The sequence below is a fragment of the Leucobacter chromiireducens subsp. solipictus genome, from assembly GCF_016758195.1.
Classification (GTDB): domain Bacteria; phylum Actinomycetota; class Actinomycetes; order Actinomycetales; family Microbacteriaceae; genus Leucobacter; species Leucobacter solipictus.
Genome location: NZ_QYAC01000005.1, coordinates 25,728 through 51,709 on the forward strand (window position 1 = coordinate 25,728; position 25,982 = coordinate 51,709).

Here is a 25,982-nt window from a genome sequence, read left to right on the forward strand (position 1 = left end):
TGCGCCCGAGGATTGCTACGCTCGAAGCACAGCACCATGAAAGGAGACACCCGTGGACGGCATCATGAACTGGTTGGATCGCCTGATCGACGGCTCGCTGCTCGCGGGCGGGGTGTTCCTGTTGATCGGGATCATCGGAGCGGTGCTCCTCCTGCTCTCCCTGGTGCTCGACGGGATTTTCGACGCCTTCGACTTCGGTGACGGCCCGCTGAGCCTCACGACCATCTCCGCCTTCACCGCGATCTTCGGCTTCACGGCCTTCGCGAGCGTGGGGGCCGGGATGGCGACCCCGGTGGCCGCGGTGGTCGGGGCACTCGCCGGGCTCGTCGGGGGTCTTGCCGCGTGGTGGCTCACCCGCCTGATCCGGGGTGCCGAATCCACGACGGCGCTCAGCGGCGACGACCTCGTCGGCTCGATCGGGTCCGTTGTGCTCGCGATCCCCGCGACCGGCCTCGGCGAGGTCGCCCTGACCCGCCACGGCGAGCGGGTGTCGCTGTCGGCCTCGGCGGACGCCCCGATCCCGCGCGGCACCGCCGTGCGCATCGTGCAAATTGTCACCTCGACCTCGGTGCGCGTCGAGCCCGTCCCCGAGACGTCGCCCACCGCACCCACGACGTAACCCCCCCCACCACCGAACGGAGACCGGATGTTCCTTGCAAGCCCGGCCATCATAGGCATCTTTGGCGCGGTCATCGCGCTGGTGCTGATCGCGCTCGTCATCATCAAGCGCTATCGCATCGCGAAACCCGATGAGGCAATCATCGTGACCGGGGGCAAGGGGAAAGAAGTCGTCGACGCGACGGGCCAGCGCTCCCGGGATCTCTCCGGTCAGAAGGTCGTGACCGGCGGCGGCGTCTTCGTGGTCCCGTTCGTCCAGAAGTCGTTCACGATCTCGCTGCGCTCGCGCCGCCTCTCCATCACCACCGAGGCGCAGACCACCGACGGCATCACGATCCAGGCGCAGGCCGTCGCGGTCGTCAAGGTCGGCGGCACCCAGGAAATGATCCGCGCCGCCGCGCAGCGCTTCCTCTCGAACTCCGATGAGATCGACGAATCGACGCAGGAGGTGCTCTCCGGTTCGCTCCGCTCCATCATCGGCGGGCTGACCGTGCTGCAGATCATCCGCGACCGCGCCGTCGTGGCGCAGAGCGTGCTCGAGGCCGCCGAAGAGGCGCTGACCAAGCAGGGCCTCGTGGTCGATACGCTGCAGATCCAGGAGATCCGCGACGGCGTCGAGTACATCACGAACATCGGGCGCCCGGAGTCCGCGAAGGTGCGCCAGGCCGCCGACATCGCCGAGACGAACGCGTACCAGGCCTCGCAGGAGGCAAAGATCGCCGCCGAGCGCGTACTGCTCGACCGCAACCGCGAGCTGAAGCTGCGCCAGGCCGAGATCCAGGTGGAGACGGATAAGGCGACCGCGCAGGCGAGCGCCGCCGAGCCGCTCGAGCAGGCGATCCAGCAGCAGGCGATCGTGGAGCAGCAGCAGATCACGGCGCAGCGCGAGGTCGCGCTCCGCACCGAGAAGCTGAACGCCGACGTCCGGGCCGTGGCCGAGGCCGAGGCCTACCGCGTCGAGGCGCTCGCAAAGGCCGAGGCCGCCGCCGCAGTGTCTGCCGCCGAGGGCCGCGCGCAGTCGGTGGAGCGCGAGGGGCTCGCGAGCCGCTCGGCCCGTATCGCCGCGTCCGAGGCGCTGGAGGCGGAGGGCCGGGCCGAGGCCGCGGCCCTGGAAGCCAAGGGCACGGCCGAGGCCGCCGCGATCGACGCCCGTGCCCGCGCGCTGGAGACGCAGTCGCAGGCCGTGCTGGCGCAGGAACTGATCCACCTCTTGCCGCAGATCGCGGGCGAGTACGCGCAGGCGATCGGCTCGATCGACAACATGACGGTGGTCTCCGCCGACGGCACGTCGAAGGTTGCCGGCGACGCGATGGGCAACATCAAGGGGCTGCTCGAGATGGCGCGGGAGACCGTGGGCATCGACCTCGTGGGCATGCTGAACGGCGTCGTCACCGGCGGTGCCGCGGGTGCCGCGGCGGGACGTGCCGCGAGCACGACGCACCCGGCCGAGGTGATCGTCTCCGCGCGCGCCGATGATCCCGCGCACGCCGCCACCGATGCCGCCCCGCGTGCGGGCGGTGAAGCGCCGGCCGCCTCGGACGCGACTGAGGCACCGGAAACCCAGGCGGACCGGGCAGAATAGGGGTATGGCCCCCCGCTCAGTCCGCTCGATGACCGCGGAGGTCGATTCCGTGCTCGGACCGGCCCCCGCGAGCTATGCGCAGCCCGAGGTGGTCGTGGTGCGATTCCGTCGCCACGGCCGCCGGCTCGTGCTGCCCGCGCTGGTGCTGCTCGTGGTCGCGGCGGTGGCGGGGTACTGGGTGGGGCGGTTCCCCGAGAGCTGGATGAATCTCGCCGCCGCGGCGGGTGCCGCTGCCGCGGGGGCGCTCCTGGGCATCGTCCCGATCCTGTCCTGGATGGCGGGGCGCACCACCGTGACGACGCGACGCGTGATCGTGCGGAGCGGATTGTTCGTGCGGCATCGCTCCGAGCTCGCCCTGGCTCGCGTGCGTGAGGTGCGCCAGCGCCGGAGCCTCGGGCAGCGCCTGTGGGGCACCGGGAGCATCGACCTGCTGCACGGTGCCGAACGTCTGGTGCTCCGCGATGTGCCGGGGGTGAGCGACACCGCAGAGGTGTTGCAGGAGCTCATGGAGCGCAGTTTCGCGGTCGAGAGTCGCCTGCAGCGCGCGAGCGCGGCCGCGCTCCCGGCCCACCTGGGCGGCACGGCGGCGCAGCCGTTCGCCCCCACACGCCCGTAGCGCCGGGCGGCGCCGGAACCGCGTGCTAGCTCGTGCGGGCGATGAGGATGTCGATGAGATTGCCCGCGAGCCCCACGAGCCGAGCGATCTCGTTCTCGTCGCGGTCGATCCAGCGGCACTCCGGATCCCCGACCGGGACGAAGTTCTCGTGCCGCTCCCAAACCATCAGGGTGCGCTCGGCACCCAGCACGTACTGCTGCCACCAGATCTGGCGCAGGTACTGGCGCGGGATCGTGCGCCATTCCTTGTTGGTGGTCTTGATCTCGGCGAGTTCGAGCGTGCCCGATTCGCGCTGCGTCAGCCCATCGGGCGTCGCAAGGTGGCGCATGTCGGCTGCCGCATGGAACAGCGCCTGACTCGGGGCGATGTCGTACTCGCGCAATACCCACGAGGCGATCTCGGGTTCGCGTGCCTTGCCGTGCTCCGTGTACGCGTTTCCCGTGAAACGGCTCCCGTGGAGCTTCTCGTGCGCCGCGGTTTCGAGCGACCGCGGTGTCGAGAGCTTGGCAACGTCGGTGGCGGTGATCCCCTGGGCACGCGCCCTGAGCCAGGCGAAGCGATCGGTCCCATCGGTGACCACGCGGGCGAGATGATGCGGAATGGGATCGGACACCCGTATAGTCTCCCACGACCCCGCGGGTGTGTCGGAGACGTCGACGAGACTACGCACAGGATCGCCCCAGGTGATGCTGGGCCGGGGGTCAGTAAAGGCCGGTAGGATTTCAGACGAAGCTCCTGCCGGTAGTCGTCGTCTACGAAGCAGAGAGCCCGCCAACCGAGTGGACGTTCCCCCCATACGCGTCGCATTCGTGATTCCCTACGCATATCCCCCAGAGAGAAGAAACCGAGATTTATGGATTCACAACACCTCACCCGAGCAGACGGAGGGAAGATCAGGGCACTCGTTGTCGATGACGAAGCGTCGATCACGCAACTGATCGCTATGGCTCTGCGCTATGAAGGCTGGGAAGTGGAGACCGCGGAGACCGGTCAGGAAGCCACCGAGAAGATCGCGAGCTTCCGCCCGGACGTTGCCGTCCTCGACATCATGCTGCCCGACTTCGACGGGATGCAGCTGCTCTCGCGCATCCGCGCCGCCGGCGAGATGTTCCCCGTGCTGTTCCTCACCGCACTCGATTCCGTCGAGGACCGCGTCAACGGCCTGACCGCGGGTGGCGACGACTACGTCGTGAAGCCGTTCAGCCTGGAAGAGCTGATCGCCCGCCTGCGCGGGCTGGTCCGGCGCTCGCAGATCACCCTGGCTCAGCAGGCCGATCCGGTGCTGCGCATCGGCGACCTGACGCTGAACGAGGACAGCTACGAGGTGGAGCGTGGCGGCGACCCGATCACGGTCACGAACACCGAGTTCGAGCTGCTGCGCTACCTCATGCGCAACCCGAACCGCGTGCTCTCGAAGGCGCAGATTCTCGACCGCGTGTGGGCCTACGACTTCTCCGGCAAGTCCACGGTCGTCGAGCTCTACATTTCCTACCTGCGGAAGAAGATCGACGCCGGACGGCCGGCGATGCTCCACACCGTTCGCGGCGCGGGCTACATGCTGAAGGCGGCCGCGCAGGACTGACCGGATTTCACACGGATCCCCCGGGGAGCTCACTGAGTGCTCTTCGGGGGATCCGTATTTTTCCGATGGGATGTCCCGATTTGCCGCCGAATGGTGCAGAATCTGCGTTTTCCCTGCACCTCGTCTCCTAAGCTGTGACCCATGATGTTGACGGGGAACCGGGGCCTGACCACCGCCGAAGCCGAACGGCGCTTCGCCGACGGCCAGGGAAACGTGGCACCCAACGGCTCGAGCCGCTCCCTCTGGGAGATCCTCGCGGCCAACGTGTTCACGTTGTTCAACGGCATCGTCTTTGCCGGCTTCGGGGTGCTCCTCGCGCTGGGCCGGTGGCAGGACGCACTGTTCGGCCTGCCCGCCCTCTTCAATACCGTGATCGGTGTCGTACAGGAGTTCAACGCCAAGCGGACGCTCGATCGGCTGGCCGTCCTCAACGCCCCCACCGCGCGCGTGCTCCGCGACGGGGTCGCGGTGGAGATCCCGCTGGATCGTGTGGTGCTCGGCGACCTCCTGGTGCTGCAGACGGGGGATCAGGTCACGGCGGACGCCCGCGTCGTCGAGAGTGATCATCTCGGGCCGAGCGGCCTGGAGCTCGACGAATCGCTGCTGACTGGAGAGTCCGACGCGATCCGCAAGCGCCCCGAGGATGAGGTCCTCTCGGGGTCGAGCGTGGTCGGCGGCAGCGGCACCGCGGAGGTCATCCGCGTCGGTGCCGACTCCTACGCCGCGAAGCTGACGGCGGAGGCGCGGCAGTTTTCCCTGGTGCGGTCGGAGCTGCGTGGCAGCATCGATCGGCTCCTGAAGTGGGTCACCTGGGCGCTCGGCCCCATGATCCTGATCGTCGCGAACGGGCAGATGCAGGCCCAGGGCGGCTGGGAAGCCGCGATCGCGAGCGGCCACTGGCGTGAAGCCGTCGTCGGCGCGGTCGCCGCGGTGATCGCGATGGTGCCACTCGGGCTCGTGCTCGTGACGAGCATCGCCTTCGCCGTGAGCGGCGTCACGCTCGCGCAGCGGCAGGTCCTGATCCAGGAGCTTCCCGCGGTGGAGGGACTCGCCCGCGTCGACGCCCTGTGCCTCGATAAGACCGGCACCCTCACGACCGGGGACATGGCGTTCGATCGCGAAATTCTGCTTCGGCCGGTTCCCGGCTGGGAGGGCGTGCTGGGGTGCATGGGGGCGGCCCCGGACGCGAACGGCACCGCGCGTTGCCTGAGCGCCCCGTTTGGTGACGCGGTCGCCCCGAAAGAGCCCGAGGTGATCCCGTTCGACTCCGCGCGCAAGTGGAGTGCCCTCGTGGTTTCGGGCACGGCAGATCCGGCAGATCAGGCCGCGCCCGCCGCGGGCACCTGGGTGCTCGGCGCCCCGGAGTTCGTGCTCGACGCGAGCGCGGATCCCCGCGTCGCCGACGCGCTCGCCGAGGCCGGTCGGCTCGCCGACGCGGGATCGCGCACCCTGGTGCTCGCGCACAGCCCGGAGCGCCCGCCGGCGGGCGAGCAGCCCGCGCTGCCCGAGGAACTGCTCCCCGTCGCGCTCCTGACCTTCCACGAGGAGGTGCGCGAGGACGCGGCACAGACACTGCGCTACTTTGCTGAACAGGGAGTCGATGTCCGCGTGATCTCGGGCGACGACCCGCGCACGGTCGCCGCGGTCGCCCGCAAGGTCGGGCTCGAGGGCGCGACGGCGCGCGACGCACGCACGCTCCCCGAGGATCTTGACGCCCTCGCCGAGGTCATGGAGCGGGAGCGCGTATTTGGGCGGGTCACCCCGCGTCAGAAACTCGATATGGTGCGGGCCCTGCAGCGGAACGGGCACGTCGTGGGCATGACCGGCGACGGCGTGAACGACGCGCTCGCGATCAAGGAAGCCGATCTCGGTATCGCGATGGACACCGCAGCTCAGGCCACGAAGGCCGTGGCGCGGCTCGTGCTGCTCGATGGACGCTTCGACCGGATGCCGGGAGTGGTCGCCGAGGGGCGTCGCGTGATCGCGAACATTGAGCGCGTCTCGATGCTGTTCCTCACGAAGACCACGTATGCGTTCGCCATTGCGGTCGTGTTCGGCCTGATCGCCTGGAGCTTCCCGTTCCTGCCGCGCCAGCTGTCGATCACCGACGGGCTCACGATCGGGATCCCGGCGTTCTTCCTCGCGCTGATGCCGAACGCCGCACGCTATCGCTCCGGTTTCTTGAAGCGTTCGCTCGCGTTCGCGATCCCCGCAGGGCTGGTGGTGACCCTCGCAATTGTGGCCGTCCATCTCGGCGCGTCGCGGTTGGGGGAGTACACCGAGATGGAACTGCAGTCGGCGTCGACGTTGACCCTCGCCGGCATCGCGCTGTGGGTGCTCGCGGTGCTCGCGCGGCCGATCCACCCGCTCCGCGTCCTCATCGTGCTCGCGATGTATGCGGGCCTCGCGTTGGTGTGGGCGGTGCCCTTCGTGCGCGAGTTTTTCCAGGTCACCTGGCTCCCGAACGAGTTGGGCCTGCTGGTCCTCGGGGTCGTCGGCGTGGGCGTCGTGCTCGTGGAGGCGTTGCGTGCGTGGCACGTGCGTGCGACGCAGCGCGCGGAAGGTGTGCTACAGTAGTCCCTGGCCAAAGACCGCCGGTAGGATCCGCGAGGATCCCGGAACGTCTGCGAGAGCAGAGACCAGCGCAGGTACTGAACTCCTTGAGTGGCGGATCCAATCCCAATTCTCGAAGCTCCGTGCGTGCGCGCCGGAGCTTTTTTCATTGGATGAAGCTCTTGCGGCACGGCCCCCAGGTGGCATCCGCCGCGTGGGTACAACAAGCTAGGGAGCGCCATGGCAACGAAGGACGCTACGGTCGCCGATCTTCAGCGGAAGTTTGAAGAGTCGAGCGCCGTTCTGCTGACTGAGTACCGCGGTCTCACGGTTGCTCAGCTGCAGGAACTCCGCAACAGCATCCGCGAGCACGCGACATACGCTGTGGCGAAGAACACGCTCACCAAGATTGCGGCCAACAACGCCGGAATCACCGCATTCGATGCCGAGCTCGCGGGTCCCTCCGCGCTCGCCTTCGTTCACGGTGACACCGTCGCGGTCGCCAAGGCACTGCGTGACTTCGCCAAGGCACACCCTCTTTTGGTGGTGAAGGCGGGCTACTTCGATGGCAAGCCGCTTACCGCCGCTGAGGTAGGCAAGCTCGCCGATCTCGAGAGCCGTGAGGTGCTGCTGGCCAAGGCCGCAGGTGCCATGCAGGCCTCGCTCGTCGGTGCAGCTCAGCTGTTCGCTGCCCTGCCCGCCAAGGCCGCACGCGGCTTCGGCGCGCTGCAGGAGAAGCAGGACGCGTAAGGATCGGCTCACGCCGGTTCACGTACACACACCCCGCCTGAGGCGCGCGAGCGCCTGAGGCAAACATCAAGGAGATACATCATGGCTAAGCTTTCGACTGAAGAGCTGCTCGAGCAGTTCAAGGGCCTCACCCTCATCGAGCTCTCCGACTTCGTGAAGGCCTTCGAGGAGACCTTCGACGTGTCGGCTGCTGCTCCGGTTGCCGTTGCTGCTGCTCCGGCTGCCGGCGCTGCTGAGGCTGTCGAGGAGAAGGACGAGTTCGACGTCGTCCTCGAGTCGGCTGGCGACAAGAAGATCCAGGTCATCAAGGTTGTGCGCGAGCTCACCGGCCTGGGCCTCGGCGAGGCGAAGGCTCTCGTTGAGGAAGCACCCAAGAACGTGCTCGAGGGCGCGAAGAAGGATGCTGCCGAAGAGGCAAAGGCAAAGCTCGAAGAGGCAGGCGCGGGCGTCAAGCTCGTCTAAGTCTTTTCGCACTTGCGAAACTGGGGGCCCGCTCTTTTGAGCGGGCCCCCTTTTTTTGTGTTTCTCGTGCGGGCTAGACCGCGAAGCGGGTCTCCGCGCCGTGCGCGCCCCCGCCTGGGACGTCTCCGCCGCGCAGCACCAGCACGCGGCCGCCGTGTTGGAGGACCTGCCCCGCGATCTCATCGATGAGGCTGCGGCCGGGAGCCGACTCCGCGGCAACGCTGCCGGTCGCGACGTCGAGGGTGCCCTCGGGGCGCGCGTCCACATCCACGTACAGGGTGCTGATCGCCCCCGCGATCGCCGAGCGGGCGATGTCCGTGAGGTCGGTCACCGCACGGCCGGCCGCCCGGCGAGTCTCGAAGCGATCGCGCAGCTGCACCAGCTCCGCAGCGTAGTGCTCGTCAAGCAGCGCGCGGGCGGCCTCGTCGAGCTCGGCCGCACTGCGCTCGTCGGGGTTCCCGTCGATGGATGACGCCAGCAGTCGCGAGGCCGACGTGACCGAGCGGAACATGCCGTTGAGGGGCTGCGTTGCCGCGAGGATCAGCGGGCGCTGAGTGCCGCGCAGCTGCGGAGCAACCGCGCGGTCCACGGCGCGAGCGTAGCCGAGGAGCCGCATGGTGTGCCCCTCTGGCCCGTGCAGACGGCGGCGATGCGAGTCGACCCCGGGGTCTTCGACGTTGAACGCATCGAGCAGGTCGCTCGGCAACTCGGGCACCTCAACCTCGGTGCCGGGGCCGGACGGCCCGATCTCAATGAGACGCACCGCGTTCTGGCTGAGCGCGAGCACCGACGCCTCATGGGGGAAGGTGAGCGTGCGTAGGAGGGGCACGATGCGGAAGTTCTCTCCCGCGAACCACTCGGTTTCGAGCTCGTTGGGTAGCCGGTAGCTCACCGTGCGGTCGGGGCTCGCGAACACCACGAGCGTGTGCGAGAGGTAGCGCCACAGGTGTTGATCTTCGTGCAGGGCGCGCAATCCGGCTTCGGTGCGATCCCGCTCAGCGGCATCGCCACCCACCGCGGCGAGGCGAGCGACGGCCTCCCCGATGAGTGTGCCGAAGGTAATGCGGTTCGCCTCCGCCTCCGTGGTGACCGGTGTCGTGCGCAGCACGATGGTCACGAGATTGGGCCGGTTGACCTGAGCGAGCTGCTCGATCTCCGAGAGCTGCGGGATATCAGTGTGCACTATTGCTTCCCCTTCGCGTGTCGCGGAGGGGAACGCTGGACCGTACCCCCACCGCATCTTCTCCCCGACGTGGAGTGGTGCTCCGCAGCGGGGCCGTGATCCCCACCTTGCCCCACGGAACCGAGAAAGTGAACAGTGACCGCAGAAAAGACTGCGTGCGCGTCCCGGGTGGACCCCTAGCGCGAAGTGCTGGAATGCCGCGCAGCACGTCGCCGCGCGCGACCGCTGACCCGCGGCACCTCGGCCGGGGCGGTGTCGTCTCGCACGTCCGCCCGCACGCCGCTCAGGCGCCGGCGGCGGTCACTCGTGCGCGCGAGGTCGCGGCGCAGACGGCGGTCGCCGTGGTAGAGGATCGCCTGCCAGTTGATGGTCGCGCTGGGGTCGACGAGCGACGCCTGCTTCACGCGCTTGGGCTTGATCGGCACGTAGAGCCAGCCAATGAGACCGAGCGTCGCATCAGCGATCGACGCACGGATGCCGATGTAGGCCACGATCGCCCACGCCGCCATGATCGCGTTGAACGAGGCGAACGCGGCGTTGCCCCAGTTCCCCACGGTGAAGTCGCGCACCGCCGTGAGCACGGAGAACCCGACGATGATGAAGGGGAGCGTGACGTAGATGCCGGGTGCCGCCGTTCGGCCGACCACCTTGGGGGTGCGCGCGAACGGAATCTTCGCGCCCGTGGCCCCCTGCTGGATCGACTTCAGTACGCCCGCGAGGTTCACCGGGAGCAGGATGAGATTGAAGCCGTAGATCCGGAAGATATCGCCGAAGCGGTGCCCGCTCGCGCGCAGGTCGAGCCCCATCGAGATGAAGTACGGCAGCGCGGCCGCGATCACGAGGGGGCTGAGCAGCCGGGAGTCGAACGGGAAGAACAGCAGGAACAGGAGCCCAAAGCTCGCCCACGCGAGCGAGGACATGTAGTTGCTGCGCAGCATCTTCTCGGTGAGGCGGACCCGGTCAGGGGAGTGTTTGCGCGCCCGGATCATCTCGAAGAACTTCGGCATGATGAGCAGGCCGCCGTTCGCCCAGCGGCGACGCTGCACCACGAGCGAACCGAAGTCGGGCGGCGTCGCGCTGTAGCTCAACCGCTCGGGGTAGTTCTCGAGCGTCCAGCCGTGGAGCCCGAGGTCGATGCTTGACTCGGTGTCCTCGATCACGGTGCGATCCTGCACGTAGGTGGTGATCTCGAACCCGCCGACCGTCTGCGTCACCGCGATGTCGTCGAGCGCGGCCGTGCGGATCACGGCGTTCGCGCCGACCCAGAACGTCGCGCCGAAGTAGGTGAGGCCCTGGTGCTGGATGTGCTGCAGATCGGTCGTCGCACCGGCGATGCGCTCGATGCGCGTGCTGGCACCGCGGAAGGACGAGTACGGCGTCTGCGTCACGGCGACCCGCTCGTTCTCGGGCTGCTCGAGCAGGTAGACGAGCCGCAGGCAGTACTCGCGCAGCAGCTGCGAGTCGGCGTCGAGCGTCAACAGGTAGCGCGAATCGGGGATCACGAGGTCGGCGGTGGCGGGATCCTCATCGACGCCGAGCTCCTCGAGGATCTGCTCGCCCGTCTCGCGCGCGATCCGGTAGTTCCCGCCCATCAGCGAGATGTACGAGTTCAGGTTCATCGCCTTGTTCGGCTCCTGCGAGAGCGAGGCGTACTGCTTGCGCTCGAAGGAGCCGAGTTCGGCGCTGAAGATCCATACGAGGCGCTGGTGCAGCTGGCGGAGCCGTTCCCAGTCGGGCGCAGCGCCCTGGTCGTGGGCCGCGTCGAGCGCGAGGCGGGTGAGACGGAGATCGTTCGACAGGCCGAGCAGCACGTACTCCGCGAAGAACTCGCCCATGTGCTCGTCGATCTGCTCGGTCCCCGCGAAGCGGTCGAGCCAGCCGGCCGCCGTGGCGTAGGCATCGGCCGCGCGCTTCGCGTCGAGCGGGCCCGGAACCGCGGGCGCGTCCGCACGGAACGCGTCGAGCGCGGCCTGGGCGGCCGCACGCGGTGCCTCAAGCTCCGCCGAGATCTCACCGAGCAGGCCGCGTGTGCGCTCCAGCCGGGCGAGCGGCTCGCCCGTGAGCCCCGCGGCCTTATCGTCGATGAGCAGCACGATGCGAATGTCGGGGAACTCCTGCAGCGCGGCCGACCACAGGGTGTACCGCACCACGTCGGGTTCCTCGTCGTAGCTCGGGATCAGCACCGTGACGCGGTCGTCGGAGCGCGCGAAGTGTTCGTCGAGGAGCGCGCGTTCGACGCGGCGGTGCTCGCGGAAGCGGACCAGCGCTCCGTAGCGGGCGGTGAGATACATGATCGCCGAGAACGTGAGCGCGGTGACCGTGAGCCCATACACCCAGGTCTGCAGGTGGAACACGAACGATTCCTTGGGTCCCTCGATCACCATGCGGATGATGGTGGTGAGCATGTACAGGAACCAGGACACCACCGTAATGACGATCGCGAGTCGGGCCCACACGATCGCGGCGGGCGACGGACGCGAGGGGACGATCGCGAGCGGCTCAGCGCGGTGTTCAGCTCCCCACTGCCTGCGGCGGGCGCGCTGAGGATCGTTTTCTGGCACGCGTCTCCTCCATCCCCAGTGGTGGCGCGCTCCCTGTGGGCGGCGCGAACCCGACTCGAGCGGAATCTCGTCGATCCGGTGCCGAGTGTGTCACGATAATCCTATCCGGGAGGGCGCCGATCGAGCGTGATCGATCGCGTGCAACGTCAGACCCGATGAGGACGCGGTGGGGAAGTAATGTCGAAGTGGTTTCCGGGGCGCAAGCTCTCATGGCTCCGGCTCTCGGTGCTGCTCATCGTGGTTGCGGCGCTCGTGGGTGGCGGGATCTTCGGCTGGGGGCAGTGGCAGGACCAGCGCGAGGCGAGCGAGCAGCACCCCTGGAGTGACGGCTACGTCGATGTGACGGCGACGCCGAGCTTCCCGTTCGAAAGCCCGGGCAGTGCGGGGCCGAAGAACGTTGCGCTCGCGTTTGTCGTGGGAGACCCCGGCGCTGCCTGCAGCCCGGCGTGGGGCGGCGTGTACGGTCTCGACGAGGCGGAGCAGATGCTCGATCTCGATCGCCGGCTCGCGCGCCTGCGCAACCTCGGCGGGTCGGCGATGGTGGCCTTCGGCGGCCAGGCGAATTCCGATCTCGCGCTCGAGTGCACCGACCGCGAGGCGCTCACCGACGGGTATCGGCAGGTGGTCGAGCGCTACGAACTCGCGAGCATCGACATGGATCTTGAGGGCGAGATGCTCGCTGATCGCGCCGCGGTCGAGCGGCAGGCGCGCGCGATCCACGAGGTGCAGGCCAGTGTGAGCGACGGGCTCGACGTGTGGCTCACGCTCCCGATCGCGCCGAGCGGCCTCACCGAGGACGGGCTCGCCGCCGTGCGGAGCTACCTCGACGCTGGTGTCACGGTCGCCGGTGTCAACGCGATGACGATGAACTACAACTCGGGCCTGGACGAGCCGCTGATCGACACGATCCGCGGGAGCCTCACCGCGCTCCACGGGCAGGTGCGCGCGCTCGCGCAGGAGACCGGAACCCCGATCGGTGAGGCCACCGCGTGGAGCCGGATCGGGGCCACACCGATGATCGGGCAGAACGATGTGCGCGATGAGGTGTTCACCATCGCCGATGCGCGAGCGCTCTCCGAGTTCGCCGCCGAGCACGGCATGGCACGCCTGTCCATGTGGTCGCTGAACCGCGACCGCGAGTGCGACGCGAACTGGCCCGATCCCAAGCAGGTGTCAGATTCGTGCAGTGGCGTCGACCAGGGCGATGAGCGGTTCTCGCGCACGCTCGCGGGGGAGCGCAGCGGCGCGATCGCGCAGCCGACGCCCACGCCCCAACCGGTGGATCCGGATCACGGGGCGGCGGTGGACGATCCGGAGACGAGCCCCTACCCGGTGTGGAACAGCGACGCGGCGTACCCGGCCGAGACGAAGGTCGTGTGGCGGCGCAACGTGTACGAGGCGAAGTGGTGGACGCAGGCCGAGCAGCCCGACGAACCCAGCGAGAGCGGCGCGCAGCCGTGGCGTCTCCTCGGCCCCGTGCTGCCCGGGGAGACACCGATTGAGCGCCCGAAGCTCCCCGAGGGTGCCTACCCCGCGTGGAGCCACGCCACCGAGTACCGCCAGGGCGACCGGGTGATCTTCGACGGCATCGGATATGAGGCGCGCTGGTGGACGACGGGCGAGAGTCCGGACGCCGCGCTGGTCCTGCCGCAGAACTCGCCTTGGCGCATGCTGAGCGACCGTGAAGTCGCCGAAGTGCAGGGCGGAACGGCGCCCGCGGCCGAGCGTGAAACGCAGCGCACCCCGGAGTAACTACTGAATTCGGGTCAAACCGTCGAATCTGGGCGCAAGCGATGGTAATGTTTTCGCCTGCTCCGTCGTTCGTGTTTCTCGCCTGCCCTGCGTGATTCTTCGGCGATTGGCGCGCGACGAAAGGATCCTCGTGGCCCTCATCTCACTGACACTGCGACACGCGAAACGGTACTGGCCGTTCGTGGTTGCGGTGCTTGTGCTCCAACTACTCTCAACGATTGCCGCCCTGTGGCTTCCGAGCCTCAACGCCCAGATCATCGATCAAGGCATCGCGAAGGGCGACACCGGCTTCATCTGGCGTACCGGTGGCTTCATGCTCATCGTCTCGCTCGGTCAGCTCCTCACGGCGGTCGTCGCCGTGTACTTCGGTGCGCGCACCTCGATGGGCATCGGCCGCGATCTCCGCCGCGAGGTCTACCGCAAGGTGGACTCGCTGAGCACGCTCGAAGCCACGAAGTTCGGTGCGGGCACGCTCATCACCCGTGGCACGAACGACGTGCAGCAGATCCAGATGCTGGTGCTGATGGCGCTGAACTTCATGGTGTCGGCACCCATCATGGCGATCGGCGGCGTCATCATGGCGCTCCGCGAAGACGCCGGGATGTCGTGGCTCGTCTGGGTCTCCGTGGCCGTGCTCGCCGTGATTGTCAGCTTCCTCGTCTGGCTGCTCCTGCCCCTCTTCCGCACGATGCAGGATCGCGTTGACGCGATCAACGGCGTGCTGCGCGAGCAGATCATGGGCATCCGCGTGGTGCGCGCCTTCGTGCGCGAGAACTTCGAGGCGGATCGCTACGAGACCGCCAACCGCAACATCACCGATGTGTCGGTGCGCGTGGGCAACATCTTCGTGCTCATGTTCCCCGTCATCATGATGGTGCTCCACTTCGCGACCGCGGCGGTGCTGTGGTTCGGCGGCCACCGTGTGGAGGCCGGCGTCGTGCAGGTCGGCTCGCTCACGGCCTTCCTGCAGTACCTGCTGCAGATCCTCATGGCCGTGATGATGGGCGTCTTCATGACGATGATGATTCCGCGCGCGGTCGTGTGTGCCGAGCGCATTCGCGAGCTGCTCGACACGACGTCCACGCTCTCGTTCCCCGATCGCGAGACCGAGGCGACGCCGCAGGCCGGCCGCATCGAGTTCAGCGGTGTGACCTTCGGGTTCCCGGGTGCCGAGCAGCCGGTCATCCGGGACGCGACGTTCGTTGCCGAGCCCGGCAAGACGACCGCGATCATCGGTTCGACCGGTGCGGGCAAGACCGTGCTGCTGAACCTCATGTTGCGCCTGTATGACGCACAGGAGGGATCTATCACGATCGACGGCGCCCCGGTTGCCGCGCTCACGCGCGCGCAGCTCGCGGACACCGTGAGCCTCGTGCCGCAGCGGCCCTACCTGTTCTCGGGCACGATCGCCTCGAACCTGCGGTTCGGCAAGACCGACGCGAGCGACGCCGAGCTGTGGGATGCGCTGCGCGTGGCCCAGGGCGAGGACTTCGTGCGCGAGAAGGAGCTCGGCCTCGAGGAGCCCGTCTCCCAGGGCGGAACGAGCGTCTCCGGCGGCCAGCGGCAGCGACTCTCGATCGCGCGAGCGCTCGTCGCGAAGCCGCGGGTGTACCTGTTCGACGACTCGTTCTCCGCGCTCGACGTGGCGACGGATGCGCGCCTGCGGGCCGCGCTGCCGAGCGCGACCGAGGGTGCGACGACCATCATCGTCGCCCAGCGTGTGTCCACGATCACGGAGGCCGACCAGATTCTTGTGATCGAGGCCGGCGAGATTGTGGGTCGCGGGACTCACGATGAGCTCCTGCTGAGCAACGAGGTCTACCAAGAGATCGTTCGATCGCAGCTCGAAGAGGCGGAGGCGGCGTAATGGCCAAGAAGGACCGAAAGTCCGCGCAACCCGCGGCCGTCGAAGAGTTCGAGCTCCCCGACGATTACCAGCCCGACAACGATGATTGGACGGGCGGCCAGCCCACGAAGAAGGCCAAGCACTTCTGGCCGGCGGCGAAGCGCCTGGTGGGGCTCCTCGCTCCCGAGAAGATGCTGTTCGCGCTCGTCGTGGTGCTCGTCATCGGCTCGGTGGTGCTCACCGTCATCGCGCCGAAGATTCTCGGCCAGGCGATGGACGTCATCTTCAACGGGGTGCTCGGGAAGGATCTGCCCGCGGGCGTGCCGCTCGAGCAGATCGTCTCCGTCGCGCGCGACCGCGGCGAGGATCAGTTCGCCGACATGCTCGAGGGCTCGGGCGTGGTGCCCGGGCAGGGGATCGACTTCGGCCTCCTCGGCCGCCTGATCCTGGTGGTGCTCGGGCTCTACCTGGTGGCCTCGTTCCTCATGTGGCTGCAGGGGTTCCTGCTGAACAAGCTCGTCATGCGCGTCGTGTATACCCTGCGCCAGGACATCGAAGACAAGATCAACCGGCTGCCGCTCAGCTACTTTGATGGGCGCCAGCGCGGCGACGTGCTCTCCCGCGTCACGAACGACGTCGACAACATCCAGCAGGCGCTGCAGCAAGCGCTGTCGCAGCTCGTGCAGTCGCTCCTCACCGTCATCGGCATCACCGCGATGATGTTCGTGGTGTCGTGGCAGCTCGCGCTCATCGCGCTGATCGCCCTTCCGCTCTCCGGCATCATCGCCGGCGTGGTGGGCGTGCGCGCGCAGAAGCTGTTCGTGGCGCAGTGGAAGCACACGGGCGACCTGAACGGGCACATCGAGGAGTCGTTCACCGGGCACGAGCTGGTCCGCATCTTCAACCGCGACGCGGAAATGGCGGCGGAGTTCGATCGCCGGAACGAGGGCCTGTTCACCGCGGCCTATAAGGCGCAGGCGCTGTCGGGCACCATCATGCCCGCGATGCAGTTTGTGCAGTATCTCAGCTACGTGCTCATCGCCGTGGCGGGGGCGCTGCGCGTCACCGCGGGCCAGATGACCCTGGGCGACGTGACCGCGTTCATTCAGTACTCGCGCGAGTTTGCTCAGCCCATCGGCGAAATGGCGGGCATGGCGAACATGCTGCAGTCGGGCGTCGCCTCCGCGGAGCGCACCTTCGAGTTGCTCGACGCTGATGAGCAGGACCCCGACACCGAAGAGGCGTCGCTGCCGGATCGCACGGACGGGCACGTGGTGTTCGAGGACGTGAGCTTCAGCTACGATCCCGAGCAACCGCTGATCGAGCACCTGTCGCTCGAGGCGCGCCCCGGGCAAACGGTCGCGATTGTCGGACCGACCGGCGCGGGCAAGACCACGCTGGTCAACCTCGTGATGCGTTTCTACGAGCTCAACAGCGGGCGGATCCTGCTCGACGGTGTCGACATCACCCAGCTGTCTCGCGCCGAGTTGCGCGGCCACGTCGGGATGGTGCTGCAGGACGCGTGGCTGTTCGAGGGCACCATCCGCGAGAACATTCGCTATGGCCGCCTGGATGCGAGCGACGCCGAGGTGGTGGACGCCGCGAAGGCCACGATGGTGGATCGCTTCGTACGCCAGCTGCCGGACGGGTACGACACGGTGATCACGGAGAACGGTTCCTCGCTCTCGGCGGGTGAGCGGCAGCTGCTGACCATCGCTCGCGCGTTCATCGCGCAGCCCTCGCTGCTGATCCTGGACGAGGCGACCTCGTCCGTGGATACGCGCACCGAGGTGCTCGTGCAGCAGGCGATGAGCGCGCTCCGCACGGACCGCACCTCGTTTGTGATCGCGCACCGACTGTCCACGATTCGCGATGCGGACATGATCCTCATGATGGAGAGCGGTCACATCGTGGAGCAGGGCTCGCACGTCGAGCTGCTTGCGCGGCGCGGCGCGTATTACGCGCTCTACCAGGCGCAGTTCGCCGGTGAAGTGGACGAGGCGCACGCCGAGGAACTGCTGACGGGCGCGGTGCCGGTGGTGACCACGGGGACGGTGCCGGTCGTCGGCGAGGCTGGCGGCACCGGGCAGTAACTCACACGCAGCCTCCCGCGTGAGCGGCGCAGCGCCCAGGACGACGAGCGTCGTGCTGGGCGCTGCGTGTTGGTGGCCCATGCCGCGTGTCCAGGAAGTGAAGACTTGCGATAATGTTGGACACCGTCTGAAAGTTTGACTAGTCTCGGACCGTTACATCAGAGTTGATACCCCAAATTGAGAGGTGGGCCACATGCGGGCACCCGTCTGGAGAGGGCTCGCGGTGTGTGCCGCGATCCCCATCGCAGTGATGATGCTCGGCCCCGCCGCGCACGCCGAGGAGCCCGTGAGCGAGGCGCCGGCCACCACCCTGACCGAGCGGATCGTCGAGGCCGCTGAGGCCGGGGCGACCGCGCCGAGTGAGCTCGCTGCAGAGGTCTCGCTGCCCGCCGACGGCGGCGGCAGCCTCACCTTCGACGCGGCCGAACGCATCGTCGCCACGGTGGTCTTCGCGCAGGCCCCCACGGACGCGGACCGCGCGGCGCTCGCGGCCCTCGCAGAGATCGATACCGACCTCGCCCCGTTCCCCGCCTTCACGGTCCGAGTCGATCCGGCGCAGCTGGGAACGCTCGGCGAGCTTCCCGGGGTGCTGAGCGCGACCCCCGCGCTCAGCCCGTTCACCGGTACTGACGTTCGCGCCGAGGGCCCCCGAGCTGCCACCGACGCCCCGGTGGCACCCTGCGGGCCGATCCCGATCGAGGCCGACAGCCCCCTGCGCTCCGCGGAGGCGCGGGCGCAGTTCGGCGTCGACGGCACCGGGGTCACGGTGGGCGTGATCTCCGACTCGTTCGCCCAGACCGCGGCACCCACCTCGTGGCAGGACGACGTGGCGTCGGGCGCGCTGCCCGGACCTGGAAACCCCTGCGGACGCGAGACGCCGGTCGAGGTGCTCTTCGACGGGACCTCGGGGGCGAGCGACGAGGGGCGCGGTATGGCGCAGCTCGTGCACGGCATCGCGCCGGGTGCCCGCATCCTGTTCGCGGACGCCGGGCGAAGCGACATGGAGATGGCGAACCACATCGTGGCGCTGCAAGAGGCTGGCGCCGACATCATCGTCGACGACATCTCGTGGACCCAGGAAACCTTGTACCAGCAGGGCTTTATCTCGAGCGCGATCGAGGAAGTGAAGTCGCGTGGGGTGGCCTACTTCACCTCGGCCGGAAACTCGAACGCTGTCGGATCGGTCGGGGCGAGTGCCGGTCGTCCGATCTCCTCATGGAGCACCGCGGCCTACCGGCCCACCGAGTGCCCGGCGTGGGTGGTCACCGATGACGAGGACGATCCGCTGTACGGGGCCACGGGCTTCGACTGCCTCGACTTTGATCCGAGCGACGCCGTCGCGACGCCGTACGACACGCTGCACACGCTGGGGGAGCCCGGCGGGAATGACATCACCGTGCAGCCGATCGGCTCGATCGGAGAGCCGTTGTTCGGGGTCACCACCCAGTACGAGTGGCGCTACTTCGCGGTCGATCCTGCGACGCAGGAGCCGGAGCTCGTCGGCGTCGTTCCGCAGATCGGAGCGGAGTTCCCCGGGGTGTCCGGACAGGTCGCCGTGCCGCGCGGCGCGGAGATCCGCATGGTGATGGTGCGCACGGCGCACGATCCCGCGGCACCGCTGCCGGCGGTCACCATCAGCTTCATGCGTGGCGGCCCCGCGTTCACCGACCGCGCCCACCTCGGCGACGGCGTGACCGACATCGTCGGCCCGAGCACCTTCGGGCACAGCGCGGACGGCTCCGGACTCAGCACCGCCTCCCTGCACTGGGACGCGCCGGAAACGGTGCGGGACTACAGCTCGCTGGGATCAGCCACCCTGCGATTTGAGCCGGTGAACCTGCAGGCCCCGACGCCGTCGGCCGCGCTGCCGAGCCCGGTGCGCGTCCAGTCGCCGCATATCGCCGCCGTCGATGGGACCCAAACGACGTTCTTCGGTGAGGACGAGGGGGACGGGGAGCAGCCTGAGTATCGCTTCTACGGGACCTCTGCCGCGGCACCGAACGCCGCCGCCGTGGCGGCGCTCGGCAAGTCCTACGCGCCCAGCGTCGGCGGGGCCGAGCTCAGCGCGCTGATTCAAGCCACCGCGCGGGGCACCGCCGAGGGCGGTCCGGTCAACCCGTATCTCGCCGCCGGACACTCCGATGCCGACGTGTTCGGTGCGGGAATCGTCGACGCGATGGGCTTGCTCGAAGCGTTGCCCGCGGCACCCGTCGGTCCCGCCGCGCCCACGGGCCTGCGCGCCACCGACGTGACGGCGAGCGGGTTCGCGGTGGGCTGGGACCCGGTGGCCGGGGCCGCAAGCCTGCGCGTTGACCTCCTGCCCGGCGCGGCGGAGCAGGCGGCGGGTGCCGCCGGCGCCGCGACGCCGAGCGCCGACCAGGCACCCGCACCGCTCGCAAGCGTGGAGTTGCCCGCGGACGCGACCGGGCACCGCTTCACCGAACTCGCGGCAGACACCGCGTACCTGGTGCGCGTGACGGCGGTGGGCGCCGAGGGGCAGACCGCCGCGTCGACGTTGCCGGTGCGCACGATTGCGGCCGAAGTGACGCCGAAGCCGAAGCCGGAGCCCGTCGTGCCCACGACGCCCGAGCCGCAGCAGCAGGCGCGTGGGCCGCTGGCTCAGACCGGTGGCGGATCCGCGCTGCCGATCATCATTGCCGGCGGAGCGCTGCTGCTTGTGGGGGCAGCGACGATCGCGGTGGTTGCGGCGCGGCGACGGTCCGCGCTCGCGCTGGGCGACGCGCCCGGCCCGGACGCCGTGCGGCGCGAGGCGGGTGAATAGTCCGCTAGACTAGAACGGCTCCCTACGTGGCGCTATCTCGAGGAACTCCCCCAGGTCGGAAACGAAGCAAGGGTACTCGGGCTCTAGCGGGTGCGTAGGGAGTCTTTCTTTTTCCGCGCGGCCGATCGCGCTCCGGGAGCGCATGGCGCCGCCGCCGCGCTCATCGCTCCGCGCTCAATTCCTCGGAGATCGACGGAATCCGAGGAGATTTTCTCCCGGAAACCGGGCATGGGTGCAGGATCTCCGAGGTTTCGGTGGCCTCTGCTGCGCGGGGCATCCGGGCCGCAGCCGGGGCAGGGTCGCCCGGGTGCTGGCGCTGGCCTGCCCTAGTGCTCGGGCCAGGCCGCCGCGAGCTTGGTCATCAGGCGTGCGAGCTCGCGCCGCTCCGCGGGGTCGAACTGTTCGAGCGCCACGAGCATGTCCGCGCGCTGTCTCCCGCGGAAGCCGTGCACCGCCTGCTGACCGGCCTCGGTGAGCCGGACGCGGGTGCGGCGGGCGTCCTCCGGGTCCGCCTCTCGCACCGCGAAGCCGCGCTCGACGGCCTGCTGCACCAGCCGCGAGGCGCGCGGCTGATCGACGCCGATCTGCTCGGCGAGTGCGCTGATGCTCTGCGCCTCGGCCGCGTGAGCGAGTTGCCCGAGGAGGCGAAGCAGGGCCGGGCCGCCGAAGCCGCCGCGGGGGCCGTGGCCGCCGCGACCCCCGAACGCCGGGCCGCCGCCGGGCCCGAATCCGGGGTGCTCGCCGCGCCCGTGTCGAAACCCGGCTCCGCGCACGCCCTCGGGCCCGCTGTGGCGGGGCGCTCCGCCGAATTCGGGGCCGCCGGGGCCGCCGGGGTGGCCGGGGCCGCCGCGGTGACCGCGGCGGCCCCGCAGCTTGGCGAGGGCGGCGACGATCTGGTCCGCCTCGGGGCCGGCGTCCGCTGGCGAGGGGTCGGGGGCTGTGCTGGTCATGCGGATATTTTACATGCCACTTGACATGCATGTGCATTCCATGTCACACTACATATGCATGCAAGTTGACATGCAACTTCGGCGGGAAGGATTCCCGCCCCTCGAAAGGACTTCTTCATGACGAACTCTCATGACTTCTCAGAAACTGCCGCCACCCCGACCGCACCGGAGCGTTCGCTCCGCTACTGGCTCAAGGCGGCGGATGCCCTCGTGTCCCAGGAACACGCACAGCGGTTTGGGGCGGAGGGTGCCACGCGACGGGACCTGCGAATCCTGACCGCGATCGCGGAACCGGACTCGGTGCCCACCGAGCTGCGGGCCCGCCTGGACCGCGGGGGCAAGCGTGTATTCGCGCTCGCCGAGCGCGGGTGGATCACCCGCAGTGGCGGGGGCTGGCAGCTCACCGCAGAGGGAGCGGCGGCCCAGGTGCGGCTCGCCGCCGCCGCGCAAGACACGCGGGACCGCGTCACCGGTGCGGTCTCCCCGGAGGACCTGGCCACCACTCGGGCCACGCTCGAGGCGATTGCCCGCGAGTTCGGCTGGACCGAGGACACGCGCCTGCCCCGCCGTGGGCACCGCCACCCGCAGGGGTTCCGAGGGCGCGGTGAGCGCGGCCACTTCGGCGGCGAGCACCACCGCGGACATGCGCCGCGTCCGGGCCACTGCGGCCACTCCGCAGACGCGCGTGGCTGGGCCGGCGAACGCCCCGCATACGATGCGCACGCAGAACACCGCACCGGCCGTGGCCACGGCACCGGCCACGGCACCGCCCACGACTGGGACCACGGCGCTGACCGGGGCTTCTCCGGCCGTGGCGAGGGCTACGGGTATGGGCGCGGTCGGGGTGCCGGTCGCGGTGCCGGACGCATCGCGTTCGAACGCGGCTACTCGGCGGGCTTTGTGGCCGGACACCGTGGCTCGGACGCGCGCTAACGGGGGAGCCGGCACGGTCGCGGGTGCGTATGCGCCCGGTCCGAGTTCGGACTCCTCGCGGGGCCGGATCAGGGGCGGCAGCCTCCGATTCGGCCCTGTGTCGTGAGCGGACTGAGACGGGCACCGCGGCACCGCTCGGCGGTGTTGCGCGGAGGCACCTGCGCGGGGCCGAGCGCCCCCCCGATCGATCCGAAGGGGTGCCCGCGTAGACTGAGCGTGTGGCAGCAAGCATCTACTTGACCTCGGCCGAGGGCCGAACTGGAAAGAGCGCCGTGGCACTCGGCGTGCTCGATACCCTGCTCGCGGACGCCCCGCGCGTGGGCGTGTTCCGGCCCCTGATTCGATCCGCCAGCGAGCGCGATCGCGTGCTCGATCTGCTGCACCGGCGGGCGACGGCGGACGTCCCCTACGAGGCATGCGTCGGCGTCACGTACGAGGACGCGCACGCGGATCCCGACGCCGCGATGACCCGAATCGTGGCCGCCTACCAGGAACTCCGCGCGCACTGCGACGCGATTGTGGTGGTCGGATCCGACTTCACCGACGTCGCCGCGCCGACCGAACTCGCGTTCAACGCCCGCATCGCCGCGAACCTCGACACCCCCGTGCTGCTCGTCCTGGGCGGGCGATCCAATGAGGAGCCGGAGTCCCTCGGGCAACAGCCCGCCCGCACGGCCGCGGAGCTGGGCCAGCTCGCGGAACTGGGGCTCGCAGAGCTTCGATCCGAACACGCCACCGTGCTCGCCGCACTCGTGAACCGCGCAGACCCCGATCGCCTCCGCGACATCGAGCGCGCGGTCATGGCCGCCCTGCCCGCCGGGGTTCCCGTCTGGACCGTGCCCGAGGAACTGCTCCTGGTCGCCCCGCCCGTCTCGAGCGTGATCGAGTCGGTCGGCGGTGAACTCGTGCGCGGCTCGCGCGAGTTGCTCGCCCGCGAGGCGCGCGACATCGTCGTGGCGGGGATGTCCATGGAGCATGTCCTGCCGCGCCTGCTTGAAGGGTCGATCGTGGTCATCGCGGCCGATCGTTCGGAAACACTGCTCGCCGTGACGATGGCGCACGAGGCCCCGACGTTCCCGACGATCGCGGCGGTCGTGCTGAACGGCGACTTCGCCCTGCCCGCCGACGTGGAGCGGCTCCTCGACGGCATCGACTCGACGCTTCCGATCATCCGCACCCACACGGGCACCTTCGACACGGTGCGCCGGATCACGCGTGCGCGTGGCCTGATCACCGCGGACTCGACCGCGAAGTTCGACACCGCGCTCGCGCTCTTCGCCCAGCACGTCGACGGAGTGACGCTTCGCGAGCGCCTCCGCCTGCATTCGGGCGGGGTGCGCACGCCCGTCATGTTCGCTTACGAACTGTTCGACCGCGCGGCCGCCGCCAACGCGCACATCGTGCTGCCGGAGGGCAGCGACGACCGGATCCTCCGCGCCGCAAGCACGCTCCTCTCCCGCGGCACCGCGCGACTCACGATCCTTGGCGACACCGCCGCGATCCGGAAGCGCGGCGGCGAACTGGGCCTCTCCATCGAGGCCGCCGACACGATCGATCCGGCGACCTCCGATCTCCGCGAGCGCTTCGCCGCCGAGTACGCCCGGCTCCGCGCGCACAAGGGCGTCACACTCGACCAGGCCCGCGAGACGATGACCGACGTCAGCTATTTCGGCACGATGATGGTGCACCTCGGACTCGCCGACGGCATGGTGTCCGGGGCGGCTCACACGACGGCCCACACGATCCGGCCCGGCCTCGAGATCATCAAGACCAGCCCCGGCGTTTCGGTCGTGTCGAGCGTCTTTTTCATGGCCCTCGCCGACCGCGTGCTGGTCTACGGCGACTGCGCCGTGAACCCGGACCCCACCGCCGCGCAACTCGCAGACATCGCGATCTCCTCTGCCGACACGGCCGCGCAGTTCGGCGTCGACCCCCGCATTGCGATGCTCTCCTACTCGACCGGTGAGTCCGGATCCGGCGCGGACGTCGACAAAGTCCGCGAGGCCACGGCGCTCGCCCGCGCGGCTCGCCCGGAGCTGCTGCTCGAAGGACCGATGCAGTACGACGCGGCGAGCGATCCGGCGACCGGCGCCGCCAAGATGCCGGGCTCCGAGGTCGCCGGTCACGCCACCGTGTTCATCTTCCCCGACCTCAACACCGGGAACAACACCTACAAGGCGGTGCAGCGCTCCGCGGGTGCCGTCGCGGTCGGGCCCGTGCTGCAGGGCCTCGCCAAACCCGTGAACGATCTCTCGCGCGGGGCGACGGTCACCGACATCTTGAACACGGTCGCGATCACGGCGGTCCAGGCCGGCATGACGCGGGACGGAGCAGGCGCATGAAGAACGTCCTGGTGGTCAACGCCGGATCCTCCTCCATCAAGTACCAGCTGATCGAGGCGGAAACCGGTATCCGGCAGGCGTCCGGCCTCGTCGAGCGGATCGGGGAACCTCAGGGTCGGATCCTGCACCGCGGTGAGCGTTCCGACGAGCACGAACTCGCGGTCCCCGACCACACGGCGGGATTCACCGCGATGCTCGACGCGTTCGCGCGGCACGGGCTCGCGGCCCAGGACCTTGGCATCGTCGCGATCGGCCACCGGGTGGTGCAGGGCGCCGGCGAGTTCAGCGCGCCCACCCTCCTCGATGACCGGGTTACCGAGCGGATCAACGCGCTGAGCGAGTTGGCACCGCTGCACAACCCCGGCCACTACCAGGCGATCGTGGCGGCGCGCGAGGTCTTCCCCGACGTGCCGCACGTCGCGGTCTTCGACACCGCGTTCCACCAGACGATGCCGCCGCAGGCAACCACCTACGCGATCGACACCGCGGTGGCGGCGGAGCACGGGATCCGGCGCTACGGCTTCCATGGGATCTCCCACCAGGTGGTCTCGCGGCGCGCGGCCGAGTTCCTGGGCCGGCCGGTCACGGAGCTGCGGCAGCTCGTGCTGCACCTCGGCAACGGCGCGTCCGCGTGCGCGGTCGATCGGGGGCGCTCGGTCGACACGAGTATGGGGCTCACCCCGCTCGAGGGGCTCGTCATGGGAACCCGCTCCGGCAACATCGATCCGGGTGCGCTGCTCCACCTGATGCGTGCCGGGCTCAGCCCGGACGACGTCGACGACCTGCTGAACCAGCGCTCCGGCCTGCTGGGGCTCACCGGCACCGGGGACTTCCGGGACGTGCGCGCGGCGGCCGACCGGGGCGAACCCGAAGCTGAGCTCGCGATCGCGGTGATGGTGCACCGGATCCGGCACTACCTCGGGGCGTTCTTCGTGTCGCTCGGCGGGGCCGACGCCGTCGTATTCACCGCGGGCGTGGGCGAGAACAACGCCGCGCTGCGCGCCGACGTGTGCGCGGGGCTCGAATGGCTCGGGATCCGGATCGATCCGGAGCGCAACGCGGCACCGAACGGCGAGGCGCGGCGGATCAGCACCGACGACTCGCCGGTGGCGGTCCTCGTCGTCCCGACGGACGAGGAAGCGGAAATCGCCCGCCAAACCTGGGATCTCGTCACGGCATAGTGTGCGCGGGTGGGGCAGGGCTCTGGCCCTGCCTGCCTGGCCCACCCTCCGGGCACCCGCGCCGGTCCACCCCGCCCACACCGACGGAATATATCTCGCGCGACGTATTCTTCGCGGAGTTTCGCTCAGTTTGGGGAAAATGCGTCGGGGAGGATGGCGGCGGCAGCGGGGGATCGTTCCCTCGGGGGTGATTGTC

18 protein-coding genes and 1 other RNA gene are annotated in these 25,982 nt (G+C 69.2%); 15 read left to right on the forward strand and 4 right to left on the reverse strand.

Annotated features, from left to right (window positions below):
- Nucleotides 1-52 precede the first annotated feature (52 nt).
- Genes D3230_RS09945 through D3230_RS09955 form a run of 3 tightly spaced genes read left to right on the forward strand, consistent with a single transcriptional unit; the run spans nucleotide 53 to nucleotide 2,816 of the window.
- Nucleotides 53-619 carry an NfeD family protein gene (locus D3230_RS09945; protein ID WP_202344897.1) on the forward strand — a complete coding sequence of 189 codons (567 nt, stop codon included), beginning with the start codon at nucleotides 53-55 and terminating at the stop codon, nucleotides 617-619.
- 27 nt (nucleotides 620-646) lie between these two features.
- Nucleotides 647-2,200, forward strand: a complete 1,554-nt coding sequence (locus D3230_RS09950) for an SPFH domain-containing protein (protein WP_202344898.1) — start codon at nucleotides 647-649, stop codon at nucleotides 2,198-2,200.
- A gap of 4 nt (nucleotides 2,201-2,204) precedes the next feature.
- Complete coding sequence (locus tag D3230_RS09955; RefSeq protein WP_237467338.1) at nucleotides 2,205-2,816, forward strand: PH domain-containing protein; 612 nt, start codon at nucleotides 2,205-2,207, stop codon at nucleotides 2,814-2,816.
- 25 nt (nucleotides 2,817-2,841) lie between these two features.
- Here the strand turns inward: D3230_RS09955 and D3230_RS09960 are convergent, their stop codons facing one another.
- Nucleotides 2,842-3,429, reverse strand: a complete 588-nt coding sequence (locus tag D3230_RS09960; RefSeq protein WP_202344899.1) for a YqaJ viral recombinase family protein — start codon at nucleotides 3,427-3,429, stop codon at nucleotides 2,842-2,844.
- Between the two features lie 240 nt (nucleotides 3,430-3,669).
- On the opposite strand from D3230_RS09960, the gene D3230_RS09965 reads away from it, so the two are divergent.
- The 4 genes from D3230_RS09965 to rplL all read left to right on the forward strand — a co-directional run bounded on the left by D3230_RS09965 (nucleotide 3,670) and on the right by rplL (nucleotide 8,163).
- A complete protein-coding gene (locus D3230_RS09965) occupies nucleotides 3,670-4,398 on the forward strand; it encodes a response regulator transcription factor (RefSeq protein ID WP_202344900.1) in 729 nt (242 codons plus the stop codon).
- A 141-nt stretch (nucleotides 4,399-4,539) separates the two neighbouring features.
- Nucleotides 4,540-6,975 carry an HAD-IC family P-type ATPase gene (locus D3230_RS09970; protein ID WP_202344901.1) on the forward strand — a complete coding sequence of 812 codons (2,436 nt, stop codon included), beginning with the start codon at nucleotides 4,540-4,542 and terminating at the stop codon, nucleotides 6,973-6,975.
- A gap of 216 nt (nucleotides 6,976-7,191) precedes the next feature.
- On the forward strand, nucleotides 7,192-7,701 hold the full coding sequence (gene rplJ / locus D3230_RS09975) for a 50S ribosomal protein L10 (protein ID WP_202344902.1): 510 nt from the start codon (nucleotides 7,192-7,194) through the stop codon (nucleotides 7,699-7,701).
- 81 nt (nucleotides 7,702-7,782) lie between these two features.
- On the forward strand, nucleotides 7,783-8,163 hold the full coding sequence (gene rplL, locus D3230_RS09980) for a 50S ribosomal protein L7/L12 (protein WP_046454235.1): 381 nt from the start codon (nucleotides 7,783-7,785) through the stop codon (nucleotides 8,161-8,163).
- A 73-nt stretch (nucleotides 8,164-8,236) separates the two neighbouring features.
- Here rplL and D3230_RS09985 read toward each other — a convergent pair whose 3' ends face one another.
- Nucleotides 8,237-9,346 (reverse strand): baeRF11 domain-containing protein, encoded by a 1,110-nt coding sequence (locus D3230_RS09985; RefSeq protein ID WP_202344903.1) that lies wholly within the window; start codon nucleotides 9,344-9,346, stop codon nucleotides 8,237-8,239.
- A 176-nt stretch (nucleotides 9,347-9,522) separates the two neighbouring features.
- Nucleotides 9,523-11,907: a glycosyltransferase family 2 protein gene (locus tag D3230_RS09990; RefSeq protein WP_202344904.1), complete on the reverse strand. Its 2,385-nt coding sequence runs from the start codon at nucleotides 11,905-11,907 to the stop codon at nucleotides 9,523-9,525.
- A gap of 177 nt (nucleotides 11,908-12,084) precedes the next feature.
- Here D3230_RS09990 and D3230_RS09995 point away from each other — a divergent pair, with 177 nt between their 5' ends.
- The 5 genes from D3230_RS09995 to ffs all read left to right on the forward strand — a co-directional run bounded on the left by D3230_RS09995 (nucleotide 12,085) and on the right by ffs (nucleotide 20,490).
- Nucleotides 12,085-13,659 carry a chitinase gene (locus D3230_RS09995; protein WP_202344905.1) on the forward strand — a complete coding sequence of 525 codons (1,575 nt, stop codon included), beginning with the start codon at nucleotides 12,085-12,087 and terminating at the stop codon, nucleotides 13,657-13,659.
- A 130-nt stretch (nucleotides 13,660-13,789) separates the two neighbouring features.
- Nucleotides 13,790-15,526: an ABC transporter transmembrane domain-containing protein gene (locus D3230_RS10000; RefSeq protein WP_202344906.1), complete on the forward strand. Its 1,737-nt coding sequence runs from the start codon at nucleotides 13,790-13,792 to the stop codon at nucleotides 15,524-15,526.
- Nucleotides 15,526-17,598 (forward strand): ABC transporter ATP-binding protein, encoded by a 2,073-nt coding sequence (locus D3230_RS10005; protein ID WP_202344907.1) that lies wholly within the window; start codon nucleotides 15,526-15,528, stop codon nucleotides 17,596-17,598. The genes D3230_RS10000 and D3230_RS10005 overlap by 1 nt, the downstream gene beginning before the upstream one ends.
- A 193-nt stretch (nucleotides 17,599-17,791) precedes the next feature.
- Nucleotides 17,792-20,380, forward strand: a complete 2,589-nt coding sequence (locus D3230_RS10010; RefSeq protein ID WP_202344908.1) for a S8 family serine peptidase — start codon at nucleotides 17,792-17,794, stop codon at nucleotides 20,378-20,380.
- 13 nt (nucleotides 20,381-20,393) lie between these two features.
- Nucleotides 20,394-20,490, forward strand: an RNA gene (ffs, locus tag D3230_RS10015) — signal recognition particle sRNA small type.
- Between the two features lie 216 nt (nucleotides 20,491-20,706).
- On the opposite strand, the gene D3230_RS10020 is transcribed toward ffs, so the two are convergent.
- On the reverse strand, nucleotides 20,707-21,330 hold the full coding sequence (locus D3230_RS10020; RefSeq protein ID WP_202344909.1) for a MarR family winged helix-turn-helix transcriptional regulator: 624 nt from the start codon (nucleotides 21,328-21,330) through the stop codon (nucleotides 20,707-20,709).
- 117 nt (nucleotides 21,331-21,447) lie between these two features.
- On the opposite strand from D3230_RS10020, the gene D3230_RS10025 reads away from it, so the two are divergent.
- The 3 genes from D3230_RS10025 (at nucleotide 21,448) to D3230_RS10035 (ending at nucleotide 25,786) form a co-directional block, all read left to right on the forward strand.
- Complete coding sequence (locus tag D3230_RS10025; protein ID WP_202344910.1) at nucleotides 21,448-22,263, forward strand: hypothetical protein; 816 nt, start codon at nucleotides 21,448-21,450, stop codon at nucleotides 22,261-22,263.
- A 218-nt stretch (nucleotides 22,264-22,481) separates the two neighbouring features.
- A complete protein-coding gene (gene pta / locus D3230_RS10030) occupies nucleotides 22,482-24,605 on the forward strand; it encodes a phosphate acetyltransferase (RefSeq protein ID WP_202344911.1) in 2,124 nt (707 codons plus the stop codon).
- On the forward strand, nucleotides 24,602-25,786 hold the full coding sequence (locus D3230_RS10035) for an acetate/propionate family kinase (RefSeq protein WP_202344912.1): 1,185 nt from the start codon (nucleotides 24,602-24,604) through the stop codon (nucleotides 25,784-25,786). The genes pta and D3230_RS10035 overlap by 4 nt, the downstream gene beginning before the upstream one ends.
- The last annotated feature ends 196 nt before the right edge of the window (nucleotides 25,787-25,982 follow it).

Coding starts and splice junctions, on each gene's coding strand:
- rplJ (WP_202344902.1), top strand. CDS start 7,192: ATGGCAACGAAGGACGCTACGGTCGCCGATCTTCAGCGGAAGTTTGAA.
- D3230_RS09995 (WP_202344905.1), top strand. CDS start 12,085: ATGTCGAAGTGGTTTCCGGGGCGCAAGCTCTCATGGCTCCGGCTCTCG.
- D3230_RS09955 (WP_237467338.1), top strand. CDS start 2,205: ATGGCCCCCCGCTCAGTCCGCTCGATGACCGCGGAGGTCGATTCCGTG.
- rplL (WP_046454235.1), top strand. CDS start 7,783: ATGGCTAAGCTTTCGACTGAAGAGCTGCTCGAGCAGTTCAAGGGCCTC.
- D3230_RS10035 (WP_202344912.1), top strand. CDS start 24,602: ATGAAGAACGTCCTGGTGGTCAACGCCGGATCCTCCTCCATCAAGTAC.
- D3230_RS10025 (WP_202344910.1), top strand. CDS start 21,448: ATGACGAACTCTCATGACTTCTCAGAAACTGCCGCCACCCCGACCGCA.
- D3230_RS10010 (WP_202344908.1), top strand. CDS start 17,792: ATGCGGGCACCCGTCTGGAGAGGGCTCGCGGTGTGTGCCGCGATCCCC.
- D3230_RS10005 (WP_202344907.1), top strand. CDS start 15,526: ATGGCCAAGAAGGACCGAAAGTCCGCGCAACCCGCGGCCGTCGAAGAG.
- D3230_RS09970 (WP_202344901.1), top strand. CDS start 4,540: ATGATGTTGACGGGGAACCGGGGCCTGACCACCGCCGAAGCCGAACGG.
- D3230_RS09965 (WP_202344900.1), top strand. CDS start 3,670: ATGGATTCACAACACCTCACCCGAGCAGACGGAGGGAAGATCAGGGCA.
- D3230_RS09950 (WP_202344898.1), top strand. CDS start 647: ATGTTCCTTGCAAGCCCGGCCATCATAGGCATCTTTGGCGCGGTCATC.
- D3230_RS10020 (WP_202344909.1), bottom strand. CDS start 21,330: ATGACCAGCACAGCCCCCGACCCCTCGCCAGCGGACGCCGGCCCCGAG.